This window comes from Psychrobacter sp. R86515 (genome assembly GCF_042466315.1).
GTDB lineage: Bacteria > Pseudomonadota > Gammaproteobacteria > Pseudomonadales > Moraxellaceae > Psychrobacter.
The window spans coordinates 2,110,977-2,137,547 of sequence record NZ_JAXHCC010000001.1 but is presented as its reverse complement, the minus strand read 5'-3'; the positions used below and the strand labels follow the sequence as shown (position 1 = coordinate 2,137,547).

The window sequence follows — 26,571 nt, the reverse complement described above, 5'->3', positions numbered from 1 at the left end:
GACTAATTAGAGAAGCAGGTAACTTAGGTTGCCTGCTTTTTTTGATGCCATCTTTTTTTAATGCCATAGTGTAATGCTGCTAAATCCTTTTATGACCTTACTTACAGTTTATTTATCGCTTATTTTGACCAACGACAACCTTCATAAATACACCCTAATAATTGTTAAGCGAGCTTAAAAACAGAGTTAGCTGGCTTTGTTATGATTCATTAACAGTGGCTAGTGGCACTTGAAACTACCACTGTCTATAAGCATATCAGTAGAAAATAATTCACACACTACTGGAACATTTATGAGTAATAAAATCCCTTTATCTTTCTTAGATCTCGCACCTGTGCCTCAAGGCAAAACCATCGCTGAAGGCATCGCCCAAACGGTCGAAACCGCACAGCAAGCAGAAAAATCAGGCTTAAATCGCTACTGGATGGCAGAGCATCACAATATGCCCGGTATTGCTAGTGCAGCTACTTCAGTACTACTATCGCATATCGGTAGTCAAACCGACCGTATCCGTATTGGTGCTGGTGGCGTCATGCTACCGAACCACGCCCCTCTTGTGATTGCCGAGCAGTTTGGTACTTTGCAGGCACTATATGGCGACCGTGTGGACCTAGGCCTAGGCCGTGCACCTGGTACTGATGGTGCGACGTTTCAGGCACTTCGTCGACAAATGAAAGATGCAGAACGCTTTCCACAAGATGTGCAAGAGCTGATGTATTTCTTAGGTAATGATACAGATGGCAGTCCTGTACAGGCATTCCCTGGTGCAAAATCAGGCATACCGATTTGGATATTAGGCTCTTCTCTATTTGGTGCGACCTTGGCTGCACATTTAGGACTACCTTATGTGTTTGCCTCTCACTTTGCCCCGCAAATGCTTGGGCAAGCAATTGAGGCTTACCGTGAGCAATTTAAACCGTCTGTCTATCTAGATAAGCCTTATGTGATGTTGGCTGCAAACTTATTGCTGGCTGATGATGATGCGACCGCTCAATATCACTTTACCTCAGCACAGCAAAGCTTTGTACGTCTGCGCCGTGGCGAAACAGGTCAAATGCCTAAGCCTACCCACGATATGGACAGTATCTGGAGTCAAGCAGAAAAAATGATGGTAGATAACGCATTGTCAGTATCATTCATTGGCTCTGTCGACACGGTCAAACCAAGACTCGCTGCATTTTTGGCAACCTATCAGCCAAATGAGCTGATTGTGACGGCCAATATTTATGACCAAGCTGCTCGCATCCGTTCACTTGAACTTACACCGGAGCTAAACTTATTTACTTTACAATGAAATGAGACACTTGCATAATTATTGATGAACCTTAACTGGATTTTTGACATGGAAGCAACTCCTATTATCGGTGCATCGCTCATGATTGGCTCGTCGATATTTATGTATATCATCGCCTTTCTTGCAGTTATGGCTATCGGTGGTTATTTGACCTACCGTACTAGCCCAAAGCGCAAGCAGCGCCGTGAAGACAAGCGTAATAGTGAACGCTAGATTAATACCAAAAGCCCTCTTTTCTTATTTGAAAAGAGGGCTTTTTTAAGGCTATCAAAGTTAGATAAAGCGAAAGTACTTACTTATTTAAAAATAGTACAAAATCTGCATTACATCAATCCAAGCGCACGTAACGTCGCTGCCCCAATCGCCATACCAAACATGCCGACAACAGTGGTAAATGCCAAAATATTAGCCGCTAATACGTCATTACCACCCATTGCTTTTGCCATGACATAGCTAGCTGCAGCTGTTGGTGATGCGACCATCAAAAACAATACCCCCATATGCACGCCTGATAGCCCAAATCCGAGCCCAACAGCGATAGCAATTAATGGTGCAATGACAATTCGTCCAATACTCGCTTGCATGGATAAGCCAGAAGGATGCAACATAGACTTTAGGTTAATACTAGCACCTGCACAGATTAGTGCTAGCGGCAGAGCCACCGCTGCTAATAAGTCGCCAGTGGTATGAATCACCCCAGTAAGCGGTGGTAATGGTAGTGCTTTATAGACGAATGCGCCGACCAATGCCAAAATTAGAGGATTTGTCAGCAATTTTTTTACGATCATTGTACCGCGACTAATCCATGTATCATCCACACTTTTAGATACGCGGCTCAAGGTAATGACTGCCAAGATATTAAACAGTATCGTCACCACGCCCATATAGACAGCACCGATACTTAATCCTTGCGTGCCGTAAGCGTTGGCCACGGTTGCAAGGCCGATGATGGCCATGTTGCTACGGAATACGCCTTGTACAAACACACCTTGGTCTTCAGGACGCTTGACGAAGCGTTTGGCATAAAACTCTGCGCCAATAAATAATATAAACGTCACCAAGATACCAACAAGGATAAGCGTAATTTGCTTACCATAATCGACATCGCTATCGACCACGCTAAAGAACAATAAACACGGCAAGCAATAATTAAAGACAAAACTTGATGCCTGATCGATAAAAGTTTGGCTTGCCTCACCGCGTCTTTGCATAAAAAAACCCAACCACATTAAGGCAAGGTTGGGTAAGACAATGGTAATAGCAAAAACAATAGCATCAATCATAAGTAGACTCAGTTCGGCGACAAGCCCATCAATATATGGACATCAGCGAGACAAATTAACAAGTAGTAAGAAAATTTACTGACCTAGTATAGAGACAAAGTAGCAAGTAGGACAAGGTTACATGTGACTTTCTTTCAAAATCGACTGTTTTTTTGACAAACAAAAGCCCGTAACGAAATATCGTTACGGGCTTTTTATACGATAAGTGCTTTATAATAAAAGGCTTTATTGCATAGCTATTATGAGTCCAATGCAGCTTTTGCTTTTTTATGCTTTTTAACCGTCATTGCCAATAACTGAATGGCAGCAGGGGTTACACCACTCACACGTCCCGCTTGAGCTAGTGTCGCAGGACGAACTTGCGTAAGTTTCTGTACTATCTCATTCGATAGACCTGACACGATACTATAATCAAAGTCTAACGGTAGCGCCGTATTTTCTAGTCGCTTCATTTGATCGATATCTTCTTGTTGACGATCGATATAGCCGGCATATTTGACAGAAATCTCTATCTGCTCACCCACTTGTGCATCGACAGTTGAGTCAGTGATAGCCGCAATATCAGCGAAATGTATTTGCGGACGCTTTAGCAAATCGAAGGCAGTCGACTCTTTAGACAACACTTCACCCGTTTGCTCGGTCACTTGCTTACCTAATGCATTAGCAGGCGTTGCCCACATATCTTTTAGGCGTGAAGTTTCTGTGGCGATGGCTTCCATTTTTTCTTGATAGGCTTGCCAGCGTATATCGTCTACTAGACCTAGCTTGCGACCAGTCTCAGTCAAACGCTGATCGGCATTGTCTTCACGTAAGAGCAAGCGATATTCTGCGCGACTCGTAAACATACGATATGGCTCGGTAGTACCATGGGTAATCAAGTCATCGACAAGCACACCAAGATACGCTTCATCGCGGCGCGGTGTCCATGTGTCAAAATCGCTATTGTTAGTAGAGACCAATGCCGCATTGGTACCTGCAAGCAAGCCTTGTACGCCTGCTTCTTCATAGCCTGTCGTACCATTGATCTGACCCGCAAAGTACAGACGATCAATCGACTTAGTCTCTAGCGTTGGCTTTAGGTTTTGTGGATCAAAGTAATCATACTCAATCGCATAACCTGGACGAGTAATATGGGCGTTTTCTAAGCCTTTCATACTATGAATAAAGTCTAACTGCACATCAAATGGCAAACTGGTTGAGATACCATTTGGATACAACTCATGTGTGGTCAGACCTTCTGGCTCGATGAAAATCTGATGGCTGTCTTTATCCGCAAAGCGATGAATCTTGTCTTCGATAGATGGACAATAACGCGGGCCTACGCCTTCAATTTTCCCAGAGAACATTGGCGAACGGTCAAGGTTTTCACGAATGATGTCATGAGTACGCGCATTAGTATGCGTGATATAGCAATTGACCTGCTCAGGGTGCATAGAGACATCACCCATATAGCTCATCACTGGCAACGGCGTATCACCCGGCTGTACAGTCATTACACTGAAATCAACACTACGCGCATCAATACGAGCTGGAGTACCTGTCTTTAGACGACCAACTGGCAGCTTAAGTTCACGTAAACGATCTGCCAACTTGATAGAAGGCTGATCCCCTGCACGGCCACCATTTGAGTTCTCCATACCAATATGGATAACGCCGCCCAAGAAAGTTCCTGAGGTCAGTACCACTGTTTCGGTCTTAAAGATAATACCTGTAGAAGTCACGACTGCCGTCGCACGACCGTTTTCAACCAAGATATCATCAGCGGCTTGCTGGAATATATCTAGATTTGGCTGGTTTTCTAGCGTATGACGGATAGCCGCTTTATATAAGATACGATCTGCTTGCGCACGCGTGGCACGAACGGCAGCCCCTTTACGACTGTTTAGTACGCGAAACTGAATACCTGCTTTATCCGTTGCCAGCGCCATTGCACCGCCCAACGCATCAATCTCACGTACTAGATGCGATTTACCAATACCGCCAATCGCAGGGTTACAACTCATCTGCCCGAGCGTCTCAATATTATGCGTCAACAATAAGGTCTGTGCGCCCATGCGTGCAGCCGCTAAAGCAGCTTCTGTACCAGCATGACCACCGCCGATCACTATCACGTCGTAATGTTTTGGGTATTGCATGTGTGCCTCACTTGACTCATAACGCTGCTGATTGCCATATCTTATGTTCAAATAAGAAAACAGACAGCAAATAAACGTCAGTCGAATTTATAAGAAGATAACGACTCAGATAAGTCGTTCATAATTGGTTAGGGCGTGTTCTTATTTTGAAAATGGTGATAAAAATGAGGTAAATTGCAGTCAAACAAGGAAAGTAGCGCAGATAATATCAGGATATTAACCAGCTATTTGACATAGTTTGGCAATATTTAACCATTTTTAGCCCATTCAGATGCTTTTTGTTCAGATTAAGGACACGCCCTGAATAACCCACAATTATAACAATTTTTTGATACTTAAAAAACGTTAGAACAAAAACTATTAAAATTAAGCGAAAAGTTCTTCACTCTGGTGACTGTCTTGCTAGTTGTTGCCTTACTAATGACTATTTTAATCATCATTTTGATTATTATTGCCAGGGCTAAGCGGTACGATCTGATCTGATTGACCACTAGACAGCATATGATGGCTACCATACCCTTCTGGATTGATCTGTAGATAGGCGTTCATTTGACCAATCGCCTCACCATCATCACTCGCCAAAATCTGCGCTTTGATGAGCTCAACTGGCGGTAATGGTAAGTTTTTAAGCAAGGCCAAGCGTTGATGGTTATCACCTTTGTTGACTACCAACTCGATAAGCTGACGGGCATCGATTGGCAAATCTGGCGTGTTCTGTGCTAAAAGTGCCAAATGATAAGCACCTGCAGGATCTTGGTCTACAACGATGCGCTGCTCAATCGCAACATATGTCGCTTCAGTTGCACCGCCCGCCACACTCAGCTGATGAATACATTTAAGGGCTGAGTATGACTCATTGTTGGCAATCTCAATAATACGTGTCGATTCATTCTTTAAACGTTCACGGCGTTTTTCAATCGCTGCCTGCTCAGCCGCTTCTCTTTGCTCGTTTAACTGTTCGCTGGTTTGGTTATTCATAAAGCTCTCTTACTCATCTGATAATTATTATTTATATCGCTGGTATCTTGGACACTATATGGGGGTAAATCCCATAAAAACAACGAGGCCTAATGACATAGGCGCGTGGAAATACTAATGGGGACAAGAATAGATACGCTACTAACGACAATAATAGCGACAATAAAAAACCCAAATAGCCATCAAATGACTATCTGGGTTTGCTGTGCTTGTGTCTTGCAAAGGCTAATTCGACATCAAAGACATCCAATTCACACTTTCAAGTATTAAGCAGCAGGGCTGTTTGCTTCAACCAATGGCTTTAGCTCGCCAGATTGATACATTTGCAAGATGATGTCTGATCCACCCATTAGCTCGCCATCAATCCATAATTGCGGGAACGTTGGCCAGTTCGCAATTTTTGGCAACGTTGCACGGATTTCTGGGTTTTCTAAAATGTTTACAAACGCAAATGGACGACCAATCTGAGTCAACACTTCGATAGAGCGCGCAGAAAAACCACACTGCGGAAATTGCGGTGTGCCTTTCATGTAGATAATGACTTTATTGTCACGGATTTGATCACGGATCAATTGTTCAACGTCGTTTGCAGCAGTGTTTGGGGTTTGCTCACTCATAAAAGCTCCTATTGATAAAGCGGTTCATTAAAATGATTATTTATATAAAATAATTGTATAAAGACGTGGCTGATACATGGGGCGACTGCCGCTGTATTACAAGCACGAATTTTCGATCTATATAGGTTCGATAGCATTAGGGACTAATAATACCACGGCATTGGCCATGATGCCCTCTTGACGACCTGTAAATCCCAATTTTTCAGTCGTGGTCGCTTTCACACTGATATTGCTAATATCCGTTTGCAGGTCACTAGCGATATTAGCGCGCATGGCTGGATTATGCGGCGCCAACTTTGGACGTTCACACATTACGGTAATATCAGCATTGCCTAGGCTATAACCAGCCTTTTGCACTTTGCTATAAACATAACGCAGCAGTACTCGTGAATCCAATCCAGCATGTGCCGCATCGGTATCGGGAAAATGCTGCCCGATATCGCCAAGCGCCAATGCGCCAAGAAGCGCATCAGCCAATGCGTGCAAGACCACATCCCCATCAGAGTGTGCGAGCAAACTGTGAGTATGCTCAATAGGCACACCTGCTAGAATGACATATTGTTGCTGCTGACCATTATTATGAAAAGCATGAACATCGATACCTTGACCAATTTTTATCATTATTATTCCAAGATGAGTTAAAGGTGATTAAAATAATTCAAAACCACTATCTGAATTTTCAAAGTGGTTTTACTAGTAGCCAGACACCATCGGTCGCCACCAGTTTCAATTAACTGGTATAATATGACGTTTATTTTATCATAATACCAGATCCAAAAGATAAGCTGACGTTGTTGTGCTGAGACTACGTATTGTAGTGATGGCACAACACTTGGCGTCGGCATGTACTTTGGATAACGTATAAATAGTTGAGCCGTTTTATGTCAGCCATACAAAATACCTCAAGCACAACCGTTTCTGAGTCTTTTAATGCTCATCGCCCTTTAACACTTGCTGATGTCGAAAATCCTAGTACCAAGCATGTGATTGTCGGTATGTCAGGCGGGGTCGATTCTTCTGTATCAGCCGTATTACTTCAACAGGCAGGCTTCAAGGTCGAAGGCTTGTTTATGAAGAACTGGGAAGAAGATGACGGCACCGAATACTGTACAGCGATGGATGATCTAGCAGACGCGCAAGCCGTATGTGACAAAATCGGTATGAAGCTGCACACGGCTAACTTTGCTATGGAATATTGGGATCGCGTATTCGAGCATTTTTTGGCAGAATATAAAGCAGGACGCACCCCAAACCCTGATATTTTGTGCAATAAAGAAATCAAGTTTAAGGCGTTTTTGGACTATGCGTTGACCCTTGGTGCAGATTATATCGCGACCGGTCATTATACGCGCCGCAGTGTGAATTATACTAATGATGACGGTGATGAGGTTGCGCAGCTCTTACGCGGTCTTGATAATAATAAAGACCAAAGTTATTTCTTACATGCGGTTGGCGGTGACAAAATCGCTAAAACACTGTTCCCAGTTGGCGAGCTTGAAAAGCCAGTGGTACGTCAGATTGCTGAAAAGCATGACCTAGCGACGGCTAAAAAGAAAGACTCTACGGGTATTTGCTTTATTGGTGAGCGCCGTTTTAAAGACTTCTTACAGCAATATCTGCCTGCCCAAAAAGGCGAGATCCTTACTGATGATAATAAAGTCATCGGTACTCATGATGGCCTCATGTATTACACATTGGGTCAACGTGGCGGCATCGGTATTGGCGGTGTTAAAGACCGTCCTGAAGAACCGTGGTTTGTATTGGCAAAAGACTTAGAGAAAAACCGTTTAATCGTCGGTCAAGGGCATGAACATCCAATGCTAATGAGCAACGAGCTAAAAGCCTATAAGCTCGATTGGATTGATGGTCTACCACCTTCGGATGTGTTTAGCGACGAAGGCCTAGCCTGTATGGAAAAGTCTCGCTATCGCCAGCCAGATCAAGCGTGTCGCGTGTTTGCGACCAATGCTGATGGCAGCGAAGTGCGCGTCGTATTTGATGAGCCACAGCGCGCTGTCACCCCTGGTCAGTCAGCGGTATTTTATATCGATGAAGTATGTCTGGGCGGCGGCGTGATTGAATCTATCGATGCACCTTGCGGATTCTAATTGATTCTTAAGATCCAACTTAAAGCACAGATGTTGATGCAGTGAATAACATAATTTTAACGAGGGTCAACATCGCTTTATTTGCATAGACCGCTTTTTTAATATCATATTTCTGCTATATTACGCGCAACGATTTCGACGTCGTTTATTATATGGTAATTTTTTATCCAGACTCTTGCAGTTTTTTATTTCATAACTACTGAGGCATAACCATGACCCCACTTACCGCTCTCTCTCCAATTGATGGCCGTTACGCATCAAAGGCTGACAGCTTACGTCCTTATTTATCTGAATTTGGTCTAATCAAAGCCCGCGTTACGGTAGAGATTCGCTGGTTGCAGTCTTTAGCTGACAACAGCGCAATTGGTGAATTAGCAGCATTTGATGACCAGACCAACGCTTTTTTGAATGCAATCGTTGATGACTTTAGCGAAGCAGATGCTCAAGCTATTAAAGACATCGAAGCGACGACCAATCATGATGTAAAAGCGGTTGAGTACTTTATCAAAGACAAGTTCCGTGGTCAGGATGCCTTGATTGACTCACTTGAGTTCATTCACTTTGCTTGTACCAGTGAAGATATCAATAACCTATCGTATGCATTGATGCTTAAAGACAGCCGCGAGCTAGTCGTTGCAAAAATGCAGCAAGTGACTGACAGTATCGTTGATTTATCTATTGCTCATGCTGATCAGCCAATGCTATCACGTACCCACGGTCAGACAGCCAGTCCAACGACATTGGGTAAAGAGATGGCAAACGTGGCCTACCGCCTAGCCCGTCAAATCAAGCAAATCAATCAAGTAGAGCTTTTAGGTAAAATCAATGGCGCCGTTGGTAACTATAATGCGCATTTTTCAGCGTACCCTGATGTCGACTGGCAGAGCCATGCTGAAGCGTTCATCAATCAGCGTCTAGAGCTAACATTTAACCCTTATACGACTCAAATTGAGCCACACGACTATATCGCTGAGTTGTTTGATGCTGTTAAGCGTTTCAACACCATCTTGATCGATTTTAACCGTGATATCTGGCAATATATTAGCTTAGGCTATTTTAAACAGCGCCTAAAAGACGGTGAAGTTGGTTCTTCTACCATGCCGCATAAAGTTAATCCAATTGACTTTGAAAACTCTGAAGGTAACTTAGGCGTTGCCAATGCGATGCTGGCCCATTTGGGTGAGAAGCTACCAATTTCACGTATGCAGCGTGACCTATCTGACTCAACAGTGCTGCGTAATATCGGTGTTGGCCTAGCACAGAGCATGATTGCGTTTGATGCTTGTTTAAAAGGCGTGGGTAAACTTGAGCTAAATGCACAGCGTTTAAATGATGATTTAAATCAAGCTCAAGAAGTGTTGGCAGAGCCGATTCAAACGGTCATGCGTCGCTACCGTGTTGAAAACCCATACGAGAAACTAAAAGCTTTGACTCGTGGTAATGCCATGACTCGTGAAGCCATGCTAACGTTCGTCGAAAGCGATGAGCTATCGGCAGTTAGTGATGCGGATAAAGAACGCCTACGTGCATTGACGCCTGCTACTTATATCGGTAATGCCGCTGAGCAAGCACGCGCTATTAAAGAATGGATTGCCAAGCTTTAATAAATGATAAGAGCATACTGATGATAAGATCAGACTAAAAAGGTAGGAGCGCCTAGTATTATTTACTCGCTCCTATCTTGCTAGCACTTTTATCTTATTCAGTTGTTATCTTAATAGCTATTGTCTGAATAACTATTATCTGAATAACTAGCAACCTTACTTTGAACGCTATGATTGTTTTTGATTCGATTGCTTTTGATTCAAAACCCATAGTCGATAAGTAAGGTTTTATTTTTTATCATCATCGTCATCACTGTCACCCGGTATGATGGCTTTACCCACAGCAACGGTTCCTTTGACCACGCCTTTGGTAGTTTTATAAGCGATTTTTGCGGGTACTGTGACGATTTTATGGACACAGGCCTGTAGCAAAAACACGCTAGCGATGATGACAACAAAATGCAGCTTTTTCATAACGTTCCTACGATTGAGTGGATGCTCTGATGACAGCTATTATTTTGATAATCGTTATTGCTTACATGTACTATATAAACGTCACCAAAATAATAGACATCAAATAGATGACAATCTTAAACTATTAAAACCCTCCTATAAAGCATCCCTTATTATTAATCTTGTACACCGCCAAAATATGGATTTATCAATGACTTCTATTCCTCTTTGTTTACCCGACTCTATCACGCCTGAGCAATTCCTAACTGAATACTGGCAAAAGAAGCCACTGCTTATCAAGCAAGGGTTGCCACAGCTAGTTAATATGTTTGAGCCAGATGACATGATTGGTCTTGCGCTTGAAGAAGATGCTAGCGCAAGACTGCTGACTCAAGCAGCCAGTAAAAAAGAAGGTCAGGCACAGTGGCAACTTAAAAAAAGCCCATTGAATGAAACTGATTTTGAAAACCTACCAGAGCAATGGACCGTATTGGTGCAGAATCTTGAGCAGTGGTCACCAGAGCTTGGCCAATTGTGGCAAGCATTTGACTTTATTCCGCAATGGCAACGCGATGACATCATGGTCTCTTATGCGCCAGCAGGTGGGTCGGTTGGTAAACATTATGACGACTACGATGTGTTTTTGGCACAAGGCTATGGCTCTAGACGTTGGCAACTAGGCAAATTCTGTGATGACCAGACAGAGTTTGTTGCTGATGAGCCGCTGCGTTTATTTGACGACATGGGCGAGCTTATTTTTGATGAGATACTAGAAGCGGGTGATGTCCTTTATGTACCGCCTAAATTATCACATTTCGGTGTGGCACAAGATGACTGTCTGACTTTCTCGTTTGGTTGCCGCCGTCCAAACCTGATGCAAATCATCGATAGTGTGGCCGATATTGCGACTAATGACAGCAAGCTATTTATCCCGATGCTACTACCGCAAGCACTACAAGCGTCAGGTGAATTGCAATCAGATAGCATTGCGGCTATCAAGGCGCAATTGCTAGACATGCTACAATCTGATCGCGGTGATGACATGATTCGCCAAGCAGTCTCTGAAGTGGTTAGTAAACGCCAATATGATGCGCTGATGCCAGAAGAGACGTTAGATACTGATGAGCTTATGCAAGCGCTATCAGAAGGAGCCACATTGCAGGCAGACTATAGCAACCGCCTACTCTATAGCCAGACCGATGATGGCACTGTACTGTATGCTAATGGTCAACGTATCGATGGGCTTGATGAAGCGGCGATAGCAGTACTAGTACGCTTGGCCAATGGTGAAGCATTACAGCATAGCGACGTCACCAATGTTGATGCAGATGATTTGAGCGAATGGCTAGAGAACGGCTGGGTATGGGTGGATGTGGCTGAATAAAATCTCATAATCAAACTTCAGTTGAATAGCATAAACAAAAAAACCGCTATCTGATAATTACTCAGATAGCGGTTTTTTCTTATACATTTTTTGCAATTACTAGTTTGATAGTTAGAGCATTACCAAATACCGCCTAGCCTTTATAAAAGTTGATATAAAAGCGAAGCGGATTCGTAATTAATGCAATGTTTCTACTCTGTACCAAGCTCAAGCAAGCTCGCGTTACCACCGATTGCTGTGGTATTGATAGTCTTGACTCGCTCAGTGACAAAACGATGCAGATAATCAGGCGTTAGCATTTCTGACAAGCCTTCCATATCAGTGACACTGATAACCTGTGTCAAAATACCGTCAGTATTGGCAAGCTCTTGACTGATGGCTTGCACTTCGCTGCGACTACCAGAGACAGCCACTTGTGCTAGACGATCGATATATAAAAGCGTGACTGTTTGCGAATCGTTAGCCACACTTAATACATCTTCGCTGATACCTGTGTCGTGCAGTATCTTAGCAGCTTCATTACACATCTCATCTTGGCTTGGGCAATGCAATATAACTTCATTACCTGTCAACAATGCCGCGATAAGCTGACCTAATACTGCCATAGCTCTAGCAATTTCGCCGCCAATAACCATCGTCTTACCACGGCCAGTCACATACAAGTCATTGGACTCGCCTGTTGCCCCTGTCATACGATGCATCTCATCCAAGTTAGGCGCAGCGCTCAACAAATGGTTGAATAAGCGCTTTGCTTTATTGGCATCACCAGTGAGCAATGCCAGTTTTGGAATGGCTGCTTGTAGATACGTTGCGCGGTTGACTGCGCCGAGTAATCGCCAAGATTCACAAACCTGGGCATGATTTTTTTTGAATTCAGTCGCCATGTTGCTACTCCTTATGCGAGTTCTGTTTGAGTGGTAGTTTGGGTTTCGGTCGCGGTCATATGAGCAGCTGACTGGTCAGCGTTGACTGTTTCTGAACTAAGTTGCATCAGACGCGCGACATAGTGCGGGCCACCAGCTTTAGGGCCAGTACCAGATAGACCACAACCACCAAATGGCTGTACGTTTACGACCGCGCCGATTTGGTTACGGTTGATGTAAGTGTTACCAACAAATGCACGGCGCTCAATGTGCTCAACAGTATTTTCGATACGGCTATGGATACCTAACGTCAAACCAAAGCCTGTATTGTTGATGGCATCAATCAGCTTATTCAAATCACGCGCTTGATAACGAAGTACGTGTAGAATTGGGCCAAAGTGCTCACCACCGATCACATCGATACTTTTCACTTCGATTGCGGTTGGCAGTACAAAGGTAGACTTCTCTTGACTAACAACTGAGCTTGAGCTCATTGGCGTCTGTGCCAAGATAGTAGCAGTCGGCTCAGCACTCATACGTTCGATGTGCGCCTCTAAACCATGCTTAGCATCTGCATCAATTACTGGACCTACATCTGTCGCAGCATATAGAGGATTACCTACAGACAGCTCAGCCATATTACCTTGCAATAGCTCGATTAAATCATCCGCCATCTCTTCTTGTACACACAATATGCGACAAGCTGAACAACGCTGACCTGCTGAACCAAATGCTGATAGTACCGCATCTCTAACGACTTGCTCTGGCAGTGCTGTTGAGTCAACGATCATCGCATTTTGGCCGCCAGTCTCAGCGATAAAGACAGGCAATTCGCCACTGGTTTGTGCATGGTCGTTTAAGCTTTGGTTGATACGTTGGGCTGTTTGAGTCGAACCTGTAAATATCACACCTGCGATATTGTCAGCCGCCGTCAAAGCACCACCTACGTCGCCTGCACCAATGACTAATTGCAATGCTTCTGCAGGTATGCCCGCTTGATACATCAACTGGGCACCAAAGTGAGCTACCAAACTGGTTTGTTCAGCAGGTTTCGCTACTACGGTGTTACCTGCAGCAAGTGCAGCTACAATCTGTCCCGTATAGATAGCCAATGGGAAGTTCCATGGACTGATACAAACGAAAGTGCCACGTGCTTTATACACTTGACGAGACTGCTTACCAGCCAAGTCTGTGAACTCATGTACGACGTCATCTAGACGCTCTGCTTCGTCAGCATAGAAACGACAGAAATCAACGGCTTCTTTGATTTCATCGATGCCATCTTGCATGGTTTTACCCGCTTCAACTTGGCATAGTGCCATTAGCTCAGCGTAGTTCTCTTCGTATAGCTCAGCAATCTTGCGTAATATCTCAGCACGCTTAGCAGCTGGTACATTTTTCCATACATCTTGACCAGCAACAGCAACGTCAATCGCTTGGCGAGCCACTTCAGCGTTAGCATAAGTTACTTCACCAGCACTAACTTCGTGGTTCCAAGGCGCAAGTACAGTCTGCGTATCAAGCTGATTCGTTTGACCATCTACTTCGTAGGTATCAATAGCCTTACCATTAATGATAGAGGTTGCTGACCATGTCTTATGCAGATGGCTATCAATAGCTGATTTGAACGGCAACCATTGTGACTCTACAAAGATATTAGGGCCAAAACTTGCACGACGTTCACCGTAAATCTCTAACGGTAACGGGATGTCTGGATTGTGCAATGTTGCATTACCAAGCAGCTTGTCATATGGATGCACTGTTAGCTTTTCGATTGGGTAAGACTTGTCTAGCAACTGATGAACAAACGAGCTGTTGGCACCGTTCTCAAGCAAGCGGCGTACCAAGTACGGTAGCAAGTCTTTGTGTGCACCTACTGGCGCATAGATACGTACAGGAATCTCATAAGCTTGCAAAATATGATCATAAAGCGCATCGCCCATGCCGTGCAGACGTTGGAACTCAAAGTCTCTATGTGCACTCATGGTCATGATTGAAGACAGTGTATGCGCATTATGCGTCGCAAACTGTGGCCAGATTAGCCCGCGCAGATGGTCTGACAATAAGAAGCGCGCACAAGCAAGGTATGCAGTATCCGTACCTTCTTTACGTGTCCAAACTGGATAGCCTGATAGACCTTTTTGCTGAGCAAGTTTGATCTCAGTATCCCAGTAAGCGCCTTTTACTAGACGTACTGGAATACGATCACCGACTTCAGTAGACAGACGAGCAAGCCACGCTAATACAGTGATAGCGCGTTTAGAGTACCCTTGTACAACGATACCCAAACCATCCCAGTCCGCCGTTAAATTATCACGGTATAAAGACTCAAACAGTTTTAGAGAAATCTCAAGGCGATCTGCTTCTTCAGCATCAATACTGATATCGACATTGACTTCACGTGCCGCTTCAATCAATAGTAGGCAGCGCTGACGCAATAAGCCCATTACTTGCGCTTCTTGCGTGGCTTCATAGCGAGGATGCAGTGCTGATAATTTGATAGACACTGACGGCTTCGGCATGCCTTCTTTGACTTTTACGTTCGCCGTGGCTCTGATCGCATGTAGATAGTCGTTGAAGTATTTTTCCGCATCTTTATGCGTGATGGCCGCTTCACCTAACATATCAAATGAGTAGGTATAGCCTCTATTACGATATGGCTGGCTGTTTTTATTGGCGTCTTCGATAGTCTCGCCCAATACAAACTGATGACCCATGATACGCATGGCTTTTTGCATCGCACTACGAATGACAGGCTCGCCCATCTTTTTAGTCATGCGATCCAAGAAACCTGATGCAGTGGTGCTGCTGTCAATACTGACAACGCGACCAGTCATCATCATGCCCCAAGTAGAGGCATTGACCATAAAGCCGTTGTCATTTTTGATGTGCTTTTTCCAGTCAGCCACACTCATTTTGTCATGAATCAATGCATCAGCCGTATAGTTGTCTGGCACACGAATCAAGGCTTCTGCCAAGCTCATTAGCAAGATACCTTCTTGGGTATCAAGGCTATACTCAAGCAATAATGAGTCAACCATCTTGACGGCTTTACCATCATTACGCACGTGCTCGACCAGTTTGCGCGTTTGCTCAGCAGCAGCATCGCGTTCTTCTATACTGGGTTTAGCAAGTGGCAATAACTCAGACAACCAACGTTCTTCATCGGCGCTATATAGCGGCGAAATACGCTTATTTAGCTCTTCTGCTGACTGGGCGAGATACTCAGGCGACAGCATATCAACAGGATTAAACAAGATCGGCTCTTGCGGGGTAAACTGGTCTACTGGGTTCATAATAACTCCATAACTATCGTTTAAAAACCATAATAAATGGTGCTTTAGGAAGTCTGATCGTCCTGTATAACTGCTCATAACCGCTATCAAAAAATAGTGGTTATTGACGGATATTCACAGCAATAATCAAAAGACCAAACGGCGCCATCACAAAACTAAAAATCCAGCATAGGCTGGAGACGGTTAAGTAGGTCGTTCGACTGTTAAACGGGCTACGTTAACAATACAAAGGCAACAACGAAAAGCTAAGCGGCATTAGTGCCTTCTTCTTGTTAGTAGTGAAAGGAGTGTGATGACCAAATATCGCCTTATTGAACCGAAAAATCGCTCTAATAATCACAAATCTGTCATCTATGGTGATGCTAATTCACTGTAAGAAAAACCTCTACGGCGTTGATTGAGGTGATGCGCTTAACTCGGCTATAATATCACGAAAGTTTTTTTCAAACTAACGAAATTTATTATTTTCATAAATTAATATATATCTAAATAACAATAACTTACAAGCACTTTATTGGCCATGACGCTTTGGTTACGTTTTTTTGTTTACTATTGCCCATAGTTTGGCATCACCCTACTTAATACTGGTATCAGAAATACTAAACATTAACCTCAAAAATACTGAGCTTAAATTAAGACGATAGGCTTACAATGCTGACAAAAAAACCCTCCTTATCATCAGCTGATAAGGAGGGTTTCTTGTTTAAGACACTATCTAATGTCTTGCTACACTTTGCATTATAGGAAGATAATCTTGAACAACAATATAGCAGTCAAAATCCAGACAGCGATACTGATATCTGCAAACTTGCCTGCAATTGCTTTTACAGCTGTAAAGGTAATAAAACCAAGTGCGATACCGTCAGCGATAGAGTATGTAAGCGGTGTGAATAGCAATACCACGACCACTGGTGCTGCTTCTGTTAAGTCGCTCCAGTTGATGTCCTTTAGGGTACCCATCATGAGTACGGCTACATAAAAGATAGCGCCAGCCGTTGCATAAGCTGGAATCATACCCGCTAGTGGCGAGAAGAAAATGCTAAACAGGAATAGCACACCTACCGTAACAGCCATTAAGCCTGTACGGCCACCTGAGGCGATACCAGAGATACTCTCAATATAACTGGTCGTCGATGAAGTACCCAATAAAGAACCCGCTACTGTCGCTGTTGAATCAGCGAGTAGTGCCTTGCCCATGTTCGGGATATTGCCATCTTTGTCCGTTAGTTTTGCTTGGCTAGTGGTGGCAATCAAAGTACCAGCAGTATCAAACAAATCGACAAATAAGAAAGCAAAGATCACACTGATCATGCCCACATCAAATGCACCAGCAATGTCTAATTGCATCAGCGTCGGTGCAATAGAAGGCGGTGAAGAGATGATACCTGTGAACTGCGTATAGCCCATTAATAAGCTAATCAGTGCAACCAATAAAATACCAATGGTTACTGCACCTGGGACTCTCTTGTAAGACAGGCCAATGATAACAACAAAACCTAGTGAAGCCATGACAGGGCCAAATGATGTCATGTCGCCAAGGCCAACTAAGGTTGCATCATGATTGACGATGATGCCTGCGCTTTGCAATGCAATAAACGCCAAGAACGCACCAATACCAGCGACTACGCCATTTTTGAGGGATGTTGGAATAGCATTAATGATTGCTTCACGAATCTTAAATAGACTCAATAGTACGAAGATACAACCAGACAAGAACACCGCACCTAACGCTGTCTGCCATGCGTAGCCCATACCAAGCACCACACCATAGGTAAAGAAAGCATTAAGCCCCATACCTGGTGCGAGCGCAACTGGTAGTCGGGCGTAGATACCCATGATGAAACAACCTACTGCTGCTGCTATACAGGTCGCTACAAATACGGCCCCTTTATCCATACCCGCATCGGCTAAGACGTTAGGGTTGACAAAGATAATATAAGCCATCGTCAAGAACGTGGTTATACCAGCGATGATTTCTGTTTTGATCGTGGTATTTTCACCATTAATCCCAAAATAGCGTTCAATTGCATTCATAAGTGTCGCCCCCGACTGGCTAATAAAAAGTCATCATTACCTAAAATTGAACATGACCTCAGCGAAAAAATAACGATGCCACAATAAGAATAATGTAGTAACAAAGCGTAACATATTAGACCAGTTATCTTACAAACTCAATCGTTGATAATGTCTATCTCGTACAAAATAGGATTTTGAGAGACTTCAAGACTATTGGTCAGAAAAGCCATATGAAAAGCCACATACAGCCATGTTGCCCTACGCTATTCGAAAAACTACTTTCTATTCGTCATTAAGGTGATATTCGGTTTGAGTCATCAGTTTTAGCTAATAAGTATTTGCTCGGTCATTATTCATGTTATCCAACTAACTATTGAATGAATCAATAGCAGCTCAACTAAATAGTCGTTTAACACATTAATAATGACCTTTCTCTCATTTAGAAGTAAACTAGGGGGTTATTATACCGATACCTAAATCGCGATACTTACTGTTGCAGCATTTTTCTAAGCACAGTTACAAATTTTTAGTAAAGAAACGTGCTGCGTATTAAATAATAAAAAGTAAATAGTGTTCGTTTAGAGGTTGTCTGGTTCGGATATCACTATTCCAGCCAGCTGTTATCAATTATTCGTGAGTCCATTACATGCCTGAATCATTAAATATTGTCGATCTTATTACCCAAGCCAGTCTATTGGTGCAGATTGTGATGGCACTATTGTTATTAGCCTCTTTACTCAGCTGGGTTATTATCTTTCGCATGAGTGCGCGACTTGGTACAGCCAAAAACTTTGATCAACAATTTGAGACTTGGTTTTGGTCAGGCGAAGACTTGGCCAAGCTATACCAAGGCATTCAGGGATCTCCTGATCGTCAAGGACTTGAGCAAATTTTTTATGTAGGCTTTTCAGAATACCTAAGAATGCATAAAAAGCGTCAACCTAAAGACGATATTATCGATGGTGTTGAACGCAAGCTACGCGTCGGCCTAGGTCGTCAGCAGCAATTGCTAGAGTCAGGACTGACGACGCTAGCCAGCATTGGCTCTGTTGCTCCGTACATCGGACTGTTCGGTACCGTGTGGGGTATCATGAATGCCTTTTTGGGACTCTCTCAAACTGAGCAAGCTACCCTCGCCTCGGTAGCGCCCGGCATCGCCGAAGCACTAATTGCCACAGCCATGGGTTTGTTTGCCGCTATCCCTGCGGTATTGGCATACAACCACTTCACAGCAAAATCGAGCCGACTATATGACTCGCGCGCCTTATTTTGTGATGAGATGACGGGCATGCTACAGCGTGAGACCAGCGTACAAGCACCTATTAGCAAAGAAACCCAAGTTAATGCAGGTCAGGTGACAGGGCTATGAAACCAAACCCCTACGGCCGTGAAAAAAAAGCCCTTAATGCAGAAATGAACGTCGTACCTTATATTGACGTCATGCTGGTGCTACTGGTGATATTTATGGTGACAGCGCCAATGCTGATTACAGGTGTCGATGTTGATTTACCAAAAGAGCAAACCAATACCATGAGTCAAAGCCAGTTACCTGTGATTGTCTCGTTGACTGATAAAGGTGATATTTTTATCAGCTATGAAAGCAATGTCGACGTGCCTGTAAGTGAGCCTGAGCTGATTAATACATTATCTAACCTACAGTCTCAGAGCGATAATAGTAACACTGAGCCAGTACAGGTAATGATCAATGCCGACCAAAACAATCAGTACGGTGCCATCATGACACTTATGGCAACTTTGCAACAAGCAGGTATCGAAAAAGTTGGGTTACTGACCGGTGCACCTCTACCCACGCCTTCTTTATAGTGATAAGCGTCCTTTAGTAAATGTCTTATATCATAATAGCCAATTCTAGTAATCATTCTGAAAAGTCACGTTCATGAGTATCCTTACCATGCATAATGCTCCTGCCGTCTATGTACCTACCGAACCAGAAAGCAACGGCCTAACCCTGCCCACATTGCTAAGCTTACTGGCACATGGTCTTATCATCGGCATACTGGTTTACAACTATCAAACCACTGAAGTTAAGACTGCTGGTAGCATCGAAACGGTCATGGTATCTCCTGAGCAACTTGCTGAAATGCAAGGACAAATATTGGCCAACCGTGCAGCAGCCAGTGCAATGCAGATGGATAGTAGCACTAGCGACTCGTCCAGTAGTGCTCAGCCAGAAGTGTCTGGTGGTAGCGTCAGTGCGCAAAATCCAAGTCAGTCAAGCTCTCAGCGCGTGCCTGTATTTACACGATCTGAGGAGCCAGCTGGTCAACCCATACTTATGAGCGAAGACCATCAACAACGTTTGCTTGAGCAAAATCAAGAGTATGAGCGCAAAATGGCTGAGTGGGCAGCACAATTAGATGAATCCGCCATGGAAGAGCTTGACCAAGTCGATCAAAGTAAACGTGATCAGCTCATAGAAGAACAAAAAAGGCTGGGAGAGTTTCGTCAAAAGCAAAATAATCCACCAAAGATAAAACGTCCTACTGCTACTGATCGCAATATTGAGATTGATACTGCCAGCTCTGGCAATGCAGGGAAAACCTTTAGCCTGTCAGATGGGCAGTCTACTACGTCTGGTGATACGTCAACCTCTAGTACGTCCAAGGGCAGTAGTCGTTCTGCATCTAGTGGTAGTCGTGGTGCCAGCAACAATGAAATTATCAATTTAATTAAGCGCAACTATACGCCGCCTACCGCCGCGCGAGGCTCTACCCAACGTGCCACCCTGACCATCACTGTCAATGCAAATGGCGATGTGCTCAACGTGACCGCCTCTGGACCTGATAGCACGGTCAACGAAGCGGCCAGACAAGCGGTACTCAATACCGGCAGTCTCCCAATTGATGCTGATGATCCTAAATACCCGACTTTTACCATACAGTTTAAAGGAAGCAATTAATCAGTTGCTAGGTTCTTATAATATTGGTAACGTGACGTTAAGCGGCTTGTCTCGCATAGGTTGCTGCCTCATCTAGATGCTTGTCTCATTAAATAAAAAATGAATATCATACTAATTTTAGGAGCTCCATTTACTCATGCGTACCCAAAAAAAATTACTAGTATCGTTACTCGCCAGTACCTCAGCATTGCTGGTATCGCAAAGTGTGCTCGCTGCACCTGTTGTACTAGAATTGGACTATGAGATTCCTGTTCAGCAAAACCAAGTCGCGTTTGTGCCGTTTGCGGGTGACTCTGTCTTATCACCGATTATATTAAATGACTTGAGTAAAACCGAGCTAAAAGTAACCAATCAAGATCTGCCGCAGCAGCCGCACAGTAGCAAAGAGCTGACAGGTACATTACCCGTTTGGCAAAGCATGGGCATACCGTATCTGGTTGTCGGCAGCACGCGTACCAATCGTGGCAAAATAATCACCGATTATGAAGTCATCGATGTTAAATCTGGTCGCGTGATAGAAGGCAAGCAAAGCCTAACCGCTGACAACAATAGAGAAAGTATGCGTTATGCCGGTCATGTCATCGCAGACAAAGTATACGAGCTGATTACTGGTATTCCAGGAGACTTCTCAGGGCGCATTGCTTATATTGAAGAAACAGGAACTGGCAAGCAAAAGATCTCGCGTCTCAAAGTGATGGATGCTGATGGCGAAAATGCTAGAACCATTACTGAAGTGACAGGCTCTATCTTCTCACCAGCATGGTCACCTGATGGCAACCGTATCGCCTACTCAGTACAACGTGAAAAATCATATCCCATCATCTACGTGCAAAACGTCAGTGGCGGCGGCGCAACTGCCCTGACACCTTTTTCAGGTAGCAATCTAAGCCCTTCGTTCTCTCCTGATGGCAGCAAGATATTATTCTCTAGTAGCTTTGAGGGTAGTGCTGATATCTATGAGATGAGCGCCAGCGGTGGTACACCTAGAAGGCTCACTAATTTACCAAGTAGTGAAGTGCAGCCAAGCTATGCACCAGACGGCAAATCTTTTGTGTTTGTCAGTGATAAAACTGGCTTTAATAAGCCGCAAGTCTATCGCTACGAGTTTGCCACAGGACAAACCACTAAAGTGTCAAACGGTGGTTATGCAACCAGCCCGCAGTTTAGCAGTGACGGTATACAAATTGCCTTTTTGAGTGGACGCTCAGCGGCTATTATGAATAGCAATGGTGCTATTACTACCAATCTTGGCAATACAGGTATCGACGAAGCACCAAGCTTCTCACCAAACGGTAAACGCGTGGTCTACGCATCGACCCAAGGCGGCAAAGGCGTACTGACCATCAAATCACTCAACGGTGGCGAAGCGTTTGGTAAGTCAGGACAAGGCGTTATCCGCTCACCCGTATGGTCATCAAGCCCAAAATAACTGGTCGTCCACCAAAGTAGCAATTTTGGTTATAGTGGAATAAAGATCAACTATTAAGCAAACTTGTAAAAGCCCCAACCATAACGAATATGGTTGGGGCTTTTTTTGATTAAAAAACAGTAATAGAGCTGGCGATAGATCTTAGTACTTATTTACTCTCAATGGTCAACACCCCTCATCTTTAATCTGCTTTTCAATGTTACCTAACCCTCCCTGCTTCGTAACAAAACTGTAAACGCACTAGTACCAAAAAAAACATTGCAATGACTTGTATTTTACCTATACCCTAAATAGACCTGACTAATTGGTCAGGTTGTTCAAATATTAGCCAACATATATTAGTTATTTTCATTGTTTATCTTACAGACGGATGCGTACCCCTATTGTTTACATCGATAAAAAAACAAGTCAAAGATTGGGTTAAAACTTTGATCTCGTGATCTACCACATTGTCTGATATCTACAGTTAAGCGGGTGCTAAGCAGTTATTTTAGGAGGAAACCACCATGAGTGAAAACGTTCCAGCGAATACCGATTTACTGTATAGACTGCATGACCGTCCTACCCCCATTAAAGCATTTTTAGGTGCTATACAGCACGTACTTGCAGCGTTTGTAGGTATCATCACACCCTCTCTTATCATAGGTGGCACATTAGGTTTAGGAGAGCATATCCCCTACCTTCTCAGTATGTCATTGATAGTATCTGGCGTCGCAACCTTTATTCAGACTCGTAAAGTAGGTCCTGTTGGCTCTGGCCTCATGGCGTTACAAGGTACCAGTTTTGGATTTTTGGCAGCAGTACTGACGGCAGGATTTGTGGTAAAAAACCGCGGTGGTGGTCCAGAAGAGATACTATCCGTTATTTTTGGCGTCTCATTTCTCGGTGCATTTGTTGAGATATTTTTGAGTCAATTTATCACCAAACTCAAATCTTTTATGAGCCCTATTGTTACAGGCTGCGTGATTGTCACGATTGGTTTGTCATTAACCAAGGTAGGTCTGACTGACTTAGCGGGCGGGTTTGGTGCTGAAGATTTTGGTAGTATTCCGAACTTACTTTTGGGCGGTGGTGTGCTGGCAAGTGTCGTACTGATTAGCATCATCAACAATAAAGTCATTCGCTCAAGCGCCATCTTTATCGGTTTGATGCTCGGCCTTATCGCGGCCGTATTTATGGGACGTATCGATTTCTCACTGGTTTCTGAAGCGGCTTTTTTTACGGTGCCGATCCCTTTTAAATATGGCTTTGGTTTTGATTGGCAAGCTTTTATTCCTATTGCCTTTATGTACATCATTACCAGTATCGAGACCTCAGGCGATCTGACGGCTACCTCGATGATATCAGGTGAACCGATCAAAGGCCCTCTCTATGAGAAACGCATCAAAGGCGGTGTACTAGGAGATGGTGTTAACTCTCTGATTGCGGCGGTATTCAATACCTTCCCTGTGACGACCTTTAGCCAAAACAACGGTGTAATCCAGATGACAGGTATTGCCAGTCGCTACGTGGGTTTCTATGTGGGCGGCATTCTATGCCTGATGGGGCTATTCCCTGTCCTTGGTGCTATTTTTACGCAATTACCGAAGCCTGTCGTTGGCGGTGTCACGCTACTGATGTTTGCGACGGTGGCGACTGCTGGCATTCGCATCTTATCTACCGTGCAATTTACGCATCGTAATGTCTTAATCATTGCCACTTCACTGGGTCTGGCGACGGGTATCGCCTTTGTCCCTGACGTACTGTCACAAACGCCGCAGTTCTTTCAGAATATCTTTGGCTCAGCAGTAACGATGGCAGGTATTGTGGCAATCACCCTTGATATGATTTTACCCAAAAACTATGGCATCGAGTTTGATACCAAAGCACAGCATGCTGACGACGGTTTAGAACCAACGCAAGAAGTAGCGTAAAGGTAAGAAAAAGCTAGGGCTGAACATATCGAAGTGTTTCGCCGTAAACGAGGTGCACAGAAAAATAGAAACAATCTGTGCACTTCGCTGATTAAGCACCTGACTTATTAAATAGGCATCCTGTCAAATAGGAACCTTGTCGAATAGCTATCTTGTCATTATTCAAGGCCACAGCCCCTTAGAATAAAAGGCACCAGAAAGTCTGCCGCACGTGCTTCATCTGCTGCGTCATATGCCGTCTTATCCATTAATCCAACGATTTCAATCTCAAATTCAGCATAACGTTGGGTAGTCGCCCAAATCAAAATCAGTAGTTGTAGAGGATCAGTAATCCCAATTTTGCCTTGCTTGTGCCACTCTTTCATTACCTGTGCTTTATCGTGTACCCACTCCTTCATCGTGGTGGACATAAATTCATGCAGATGCGGTGCGCCGCCGATGACTTCAATCGCAAACAGTTTATGGCGACTTGGATTGACAAAGGCTTGATGTAGCTTGGTACGGACGAATTTTTCAATGACCGTTTTTGGGTCGCTATCTACTGTCATGGTTACCAAGCCTTCATTCCATTCTTGAATGATCGAGCGCAGCACTGCCATGTAGAGGTTTTTTTTATTTTTAAAGTAGTAGTGAACATTGGCTTTAGGTAAGCCTGCTCTATCGGCAATGCCCTGCATCGTAGCGCCGCGATAGCTTTGGAGCACAAACTCTTCTTCAGCTGCCGCTAAGATAAGCGCTTGATTCTGTGCGCGAATGGCTTGTTGGCTACGGTGCGAGGGCGTATCAGTCACTGAGGTTTCTTCCTTTTGATTGTTTTGAGTCATAGCAGTGGTATCTCACTCTAAGAGACAGGTTCGACAAAATAGTCGCTATATTTTGCTGTGTATTCTTATATAAACATATAGATTTGATCAGCATAACCTGTTAAATAAAAATATTTCGCATAAAACAGTTGACCAATTAGTCAGGTTTTAGCAAAATGGGAACTGTAAATCAATTACGCCGTCATTAATTACCTTTTGCCAGACGTTTTGGACGGTCAAAATATCAGTGTTTCCTTAGCAAATCTGTTTCATATTGTCAGTTAACTATAACTTTAAATTATGCAAATCGTATATAAGCGCCAAAGCTCTGACTACGAACACATAGATTACTGGCTTTTGATTTCAAGCCAATTAATCGCTGCTAGCTTCATCAAATCAGCCATAAAGCTGACGCAACCGCTGCTTATCAAGTTTACTGCTTATACCTATAAGTTTATGCAAATAATCATAAGGTATAAACCTCTATCAAACATTTATCGCCCGATACAGATAACGGGCTACCCTATTAGAAAAGGATGTCATCGTGAGCTTAACCTTAGCGCAATTCAACGATTTATCACAAGAAGTCGCCATCGCTCAGCTATTGACTTGCTGCACCAGTAAAAGTTGGGCCTATAAACTTGCAGACGCCCGCCCTTTTGCAGACGTTGATGCACTGCTAGAAAGTAGCGACGCTATCTGGAACAAAGTACAAAATGATGAGGCTAACTTATTAGAAGCGTTTGATGGGCATCCGCAAATCGGTAACGTGGCATCTCTAAAAGAGAAATACCGCAACACACAAAGTAGCGCTGCACACGAACAATCAGGCGCTAACGATGCAGCAGATGAAGTCCTCGAAGCACTTGCCAAAGGCAATCGAGACTATCTTGATAAATTTGGTTTTATTTTTATTGTCTTTGCGACGGGCAAAAGCGCACAGCAAATGCTGGATCTGTTATTAGCGCGTCTGCCTAATGATCGCGCTACAGAGCTTGCCAATGCAGCCGCTGAGCAAAACAAAATTACGCGTTTACGTTTAAACAAATTACTAGGTAATGCTTAGACAGGCAAATAGTAGTCGCAGAGTTAAACTAGCATTTTCACCCTATTTATATTTTTTACGAATACAAAGGAAGCATTATGTCTGCCACCCTATCATCACATATCTTAGACACTCATCTTGGCAAACCTGCGGCTGATGTCGCCGTTACCTTACACCGCGTACGAGACAATGGTGTCGCCACATTACTAGCGCATGGTACAACCAATAGTGATGGCCGTGTCATACCAGATGCTTGGCAATTTGATACAGCCATCGATAGTACTGACCGTCAGCTAGATACCGGACGCTATACCGTAACGTTCGACACTCAGTCTTATTTTGATGCTCAGCAGCTTACAGCATTTTATCCGCAAGTGGTTATCGACTTTGTAGTAAACGATGCCAGTCATTATCACGTACCGCTCCTCCTTAGTGCGCACGGTTATAGTACCTATCGCGGATCATAGTTTTGGCTTTGTTTAGGTCTCTG

At 43.8% G+C, this 26,571-nt stretch carries 22 protein-coding genes; 12 read left to right on the top strand and 10 right to left on the bottom strand.

Annotation, left to right across the window (positions count from 1 at the left end):
* The first annotated feature begins 292 nt into the window (after nt 1-292).
* Together SJY28_RS08960 and SJY28_RS08955 are read left to right on the top strand one after the other, a co-directional pair.
* Nucleotides 293-1,294 carry an LLM class flavin-dependent oxidoreductase gene (locus tag SJY28_RS08960; RefSeq protein ID WP_379544173.1) on the top strand — a complete coding sequence of 334 codons (1,002 nt, stop codon included), beginning with the start codon at nt 293-295 and terminating at the stop codon, nt 1,292-1,294.
* A 48-nt stretch (nt 1,295-1,342) separates the two neighbouring features.
* Nucleotides 1,343-1,507 carry a hypothetical protein gene (locus tag SJY28_RS08955; RefSeq protein WP_160021934.1) on the top strand — a complete coding sequence of 55 codons (165 nt, stop codon included), beginning with the start codon at nt 1,343-1,345 and terminating at the stop codon, nt 1,505-1,507.
* A gap of 110 nt (nt 1,508-1,617) precedes the next feature.
* Here SJY28_RS08955 and SJY28_RS08950 read toward each other — a convergent pair whose 3' ends face one another.
* From SJY28_RS08950 to ispF, 5 genes are all read right to left on the bottom strand, one after another.
* Nucleotides 1,618-2,577, bottom strand: a complete 960-nt coding sequence (locus SJY28_RS08950; protein ID WP_379544172.1) for an AEC family transporter — start codon at nt 2,575-2,577, stop codon at nt 1,618-1,620.
* Between the two features lie 239 nt (nt 2,578-2,816).
* Nucleotides 2,817-4,712 (bottom strand): tRNA uridine-5-carboxymethylaminomethyl(34) synthesis enzyme MnmG, encoded by a 1,896-nt coding sequence (gene mnmG, locus SJY28_RS08945; protein WP_379544171.1) that lies wholly within the window; start codon nt 4,710-4,712, stop codon nt 2,817-2,819.
* 429 nt (nt 4,713-5,141) lie between these two features.
* On the bottom strand, nt 5,142-5,690 hold the full coding sequence (locus SJY28_RS08940) for a hypothetical protein (protein WP_379544170.1): 549 nt from the start codon (nt 5,688-5,690) through the stop codon (nt 5,142-5,144).
* A gap of 266 nt (nt 5,691-5,956) precedes the next feature.
* Complete coding sequence (grxD, locus tag SJY28_RS08935; RefSeq protein ID WP_057759647.1) at nt 5,957-6,307, bottom strand: Grx4 family monothiol glutaredoxin; 351 nt, start codon at nt 6,305-6,307, stop codon at nt 5,957-5,959.
* A gap of 117 nt (nt 6,308-6,424) precedes the next feature.
* Nucleotides 6,425-6,928 carry a 2-C-methyl-D-erythritol 2,4-cyclodiphosphate synthase gene (gene ispF, locus SJY28_RS08930; protein ID WP_379544169.1) on the bottom strand — a complete coding sequence of 168 codons (504 nt, stop codon included), beginning with the start codon at nt 6,926-6,928 and terminating at the stop codon, nt 6,425-6,427.
* Between the two features lie 260 nt (nt 6,929-7,188).
* Between ispF and mnmA the strand changes: the two genes are divergently transcribed.
* Nucleotides 7,189-8,415 (top strand): tRNA 2-thiouridine(34) synthase MnmA, encoded by a 1,227-nt coding sequence (gene mnmA, locus SJY28_RS08925; protein WP_379544168.1) that lies wholly within the window; start codon nt 7,189-7,191, stop codon nt 8,413-8,415.
* A 212-nt stretch (nt 8,416-8,627) separates the two neighbouring features.
* Nucleotides 8,628-10,019 (top strand): adenylosuccinate lyase, encoded by a 1,392-nt coding sequence (gene purB / locus SJY28_RS08920; protein ID WP_057759636.1) that lies wholly within the window; start codon nt 8,628-8,630, stop codon nt 10,017-10,019.
* Between the two features lie 228 nt (nt 10,020-10,247).
* On the opposite strand, the gene SJY28_RS08915 is transcribed toward purB, so the two are convergent.
* Nucleotides 10,248-10,433 carry an NF038104 family lipoprotein gene (locus tag SJY28_RS08915; RefSeq protein ID WP_057759633.1) on the bottom strand — a complete coding sequence of 62 codons (186 nt, stop codon included), beginning with the start codon at nt 10,431-10,433 and terminating at the stop codon, nt 10,248-10,250.
* Between the two features lie 190 nt (nt 10,434-10,623).
* On the opposite strand from SJY28_RS08915, the gene SJY28_RS08910 reads away from it, so the two are divergent.
* Nucleotides 10,624-11,796, top strand: a complete 1,173-nt coding sequence (locus SJY28_RS08910) for a JmjC domain-containing protein (RefSeq protein ID WP_379544167.1) — start codon at nt 10,624-10,626, stop codon at nt 11,794-11,796.
* A 191-nt stretch (nt 11,797-11,987) separates the two neighbouring features.
* Here the strand turns inward: SJY28_RS08910 and SJY28_RS08905 are convergent, their stop codons facing one another.
* From SJY28_RS08905 to SJY28_RS08895, 3 genes are all read right to left on the bottom strand, one after another.
* Nucleotides 11,988-12,680: a 1-pyrroline-5-carboxylate dehydrogenase gene (locus tag SJY28_RS08905; protein WP_379544166.1), complete on the bottom strand. Its 693-nt coding sequence runs from the start codon at nt 12,678-12,680 to the stop codon at nt 11,988-11,990.
* 11 nt (nt 12,681-12,691) lie between these two features.
* Nucleotides 12,692-15,955 (bottom strand): bifunctional proline dehydrogenase/L-glutamate gamma-semialdehyde dehydrogenase PutA, encoded by a 3,264-nt coding sequence (gene putA / locus SJY28_RS08900; RefSeq protein WP_379544165.1) that lies wholly within the window; start codon nt 15,953-15,955, stop codon nt 12,692-12,694.
* 738 nt (nt 15,956-16,693) lie between these two features.
* A complete protein-coding gene (locus SJY28_RS08895; protein ID WP_101204806.1) occupies nt 16,694-17,989 on the bottom strand; it encodes an NCS2 family permease in 1,296 nt (431 codons plus the stop codon).
* 628 nt (nt 17,990-18,617) lie between these two features.
* On the opposite strand from SJY28_RS08895, the gene tolQ reads away from it, so the two are divergent.
* The 5 genes from tolQ to SJY28_RS08870 all read left to right on the top strand — a co-directional run bounded on the left by tolQ (nt 18,618) and on the right by SJY28_RS08870 (nt 24,233).
* Nucleotides 18,618-19,340 carry a protein TolQ gene (gene tolQ, locus SJY28_RS08890; RefSeq protein WP_057759620.1) on the top strand — a complete coding sequence of 241 codons (723 nt, stop codon included), beginning with the start codon at nt 18,618-18,620 and terminating at the stop codon, nt 19,338-19,340.
* On the top strand, nt 19,337-19,795 hold the full coding sequence (gene tolR / locus SJY28_RS08885) for a protein TolR (RefSeq protein WP_191115155.1): 459 nt from the start codon (nt 19,337-19,339) through the stop codon (nt 19,793-19,795). The genes tolQ and tolR overlap by 4 nt, the downstream gene beginning before the upstream one ends.
* Nucleotides 19,796-19,868: 73 nt before the next feature.
* Nucleotides 19,869-20,891: a cell envelope integrity protein TolA gene (locus SJY28_RS08880; RefSeq protein WP_379544164.1), complete on the top strand. Its 1,023-nt coding sequence runs from the start codon at nt 19,869-19,871 to the stop codon at nt 20,889-20,891.
* Between the two features lie 136 nt (nt 20,892-21,027).
* Nucleotides 21,028-22,320, top strand: coding sequence for a translocation protein TolB (locus SJY28_RS08875; RefSeq protein ID WP_379544163.1), 1,293 nt, complete (start codon nt 21,028-21,030; stop codon nt 22,318-22,320).
* Between the two features lie 506 nt (nt 22,321-22,826).
* Nucleotides 22,827-24,233: a nucleobase:cation symporter-2 family protein gene (locus tag SJY28_RS08870; protein ID WP_114701027.1), complete on the top strand. Its 1,407-nt coding sequence runs from the start codon at nt 22,827-22,829 to the stop codon at nt 24,231-24,233.
* Between the two features lie 158 nt (nt 24,234-24,391).
* Here the strand turns inward: SJY28_RS08870 and SJY28_RS08865 are convergent, their stop codons facing one another.
* A complete protein-coding gene (locus SJY28_RS08865) occupies nt 24,392-25,057 on the bottom strand; it encodes a TetR family transcriptional regulator C-terminal domain-containing protein (RefSeq protein WP_298807721.1) in 666 nt (221 codons plus the stop codon).
* A gap of 523 nt (nt 25,058-25,580) precedes the next feature.
* Between SJY28_RS08865 and uraD the strand changes: the two genes are divergently transcribed.
* A complete protein-coding gene (gene uraD / locus SJY28_RS08860; protein ID WP_379544162.1) occupies nt 25,581-26,102 on the top strand; it encodes a 2-oxo-4-hydroxy-4-carboxy-5-ureidoimidazoline decarboxylase in 522 nt (173 codons plus the stop codon).
* Between the two features lie 77 nt (nt 26,103-26,179).
* Nucleotides 26,180-26,548: a hydroxyisourate hydrolase gene (gene uraH / locus SJY28_RS08855; protein ID WP_379544161.1), complete on the top strand. Its 369-nt coding sequence runs from the start codon at nt 26,180-26,182 to the stop codon at nt 26,546-26,548.
* Nucleotides 26,549-26,571: the final 23 nt, after the last annotated feature.

What these genes read in the sequence shown, in the direction of transcription:
- SJY28_RS08960 (WP_379544173.1), top strand. Translation starts at nt 293, where the DNA reads ATGAGTAATAAAATCCCTTTATCTTTCTTAGATCTCGCACCTGTGCCT.
- SJY28_RS08880 (WP_379544164.1), top strand. Translation starts at nt 19,869, where the DNA reads ATGAGTATCCTTACCATGCATAATGCTCCTGCCGTCTATGTACCTACC.
- uraH (WP_379544161.1), top strand. Translation starts at nt 26,180, where the DNA reads ATGTCTGCCACCCTATCATCACATATCTTAGACACTCATCTTGGCAAA.
- SJY28_RS08940 (WP_379544170.1), bottom strand. Translation starts at nt 5,690, where the DNA reads ATGAATAACCAAACCAGCGAACAGTTAAACGAGCAAAGAGAAGCGGCT.
- SJY28_RS08915 (WP_057759633.1), bottom strand. Translation starts at nt 10,433, where the DNA reads ATGAAAAAGCTGCATTTTGTTGTCATCATCGCTAGCGTGTTTTTGCTA.
- tolQ (WP_057759620.1), top strand. Translation starts at nt 18,618, where the DNA reads ATGCCTGAATCATTAAATATTGTCGATCTTATTACCCAAGCCAGTCTA.
- SJY28_RS08895 (WP_101204806.1), bottom strand. Translation starts at nt 17,989, where the DNA reads ATGAATGCAATTGAACGCTATTTTGGGATTAATGGTGAAAATACCACG.
- SJY28_RS08910 (WP_379544167.1), top strand. Translation starts at nt 10,624, where the DNA reads ATGACTTCTATTCCTCTTTGTTTACCCGACTCTATCACGCCTGAGCAA.
- SJY28_RS08955 (WP_160021934.1), top strand. Translation starts at nt 1,343, where the DNA reads ATGGAAGCAACTCCTATTATCGGTGCATCGCTCATGATTGGCTCGTCG.
- SJY28_RS08950 (WP_379544172.1), bottom strand. Translation starts at nt 2,577, where the DNA reads ATGATTGATGCTATTGTTTTTGCTATTACCATTGTCTTACCCAACCTT.
- SJY28_RS08905 (WP_379544166.1), bottom strand. Translation starts at nt 12,680, where the DNA reads ATGGCGACTGAATTCAAAAAAAATCATGCCCAGGTTTGTGAATCTTGG.
- putA (WP_379544165.1), bottom strand. Translation starts at nt 15,955, where the DNA reads ATGAACCCAGTAGACCAGTTTACCCCGCAAGAGCCGATCTTGTTTAAT.
- ispF (WP_379544169.1), bottom strand. Translation starts at nt 6,928, where the DNA reads ATGATAAAAATTGGTCAAGGTATCGATGTTCATGCTTTTCATAATAAT.
- SJY28_RS08870 (WP_114701027.1), top strand. Translation starts at nt 22,827, where the DNA reads ATGAGTGAAAACGTTCCAGCGAATACCGATTTACTGTATAGACTGCAT.
- mnmG (WP_379544171.1), bottom strand. Translation starts at nt 4,712, where the DNA reads ATGCAATACCCAAAACATTACGACGTGATAGTGATCGGCGGTGGTCAT.
- mnmA (WP_379544168.1), top strand. Translation starts at nt 7,189, where the DNA reads ATGTCAGCCATACAAAATACCTCAAGCACAACCGTTTCTGAGTCTTTT.
- grxD (WP_057759647.1), bottom strand. Translation starts at nt 6,307, where the DNA reads ATGAGTGAGCAAACCCCAAACACTGCTGCAAACGACGTTGAACAATTG.
- tolR (WP_191115155.1), top strand. Translation starts at nt 19,337, where the DNA reads ATGAAACCAAACCCCTACGGCCGTGAAAAAAAAGCCCTTAATGCAGAA.
- purB (WP_057759636.1), top strand. Translation starts at nt 8,628, where the DNA reads ATGACCCCACTTACCGCTCTCTCTCCAATTGATGGCCGTTACGCATCA.
- SJY28_RS08875 (WP_379544163.1), top strand. Translation starts at nt 21,028, where the DNA reads ATGCGTACCCAAAAAAAATTACTAGTATCGTTACTCGCCAGTACCTCA.
- SJY28_RS08865 (WP_298807721.1), bottom strand. Translation starts at nt 25,057, where the DNA reads ATGACTCAAAACAATCAAAAGGAAGAAACCTCAGTGACTGATACGCCC.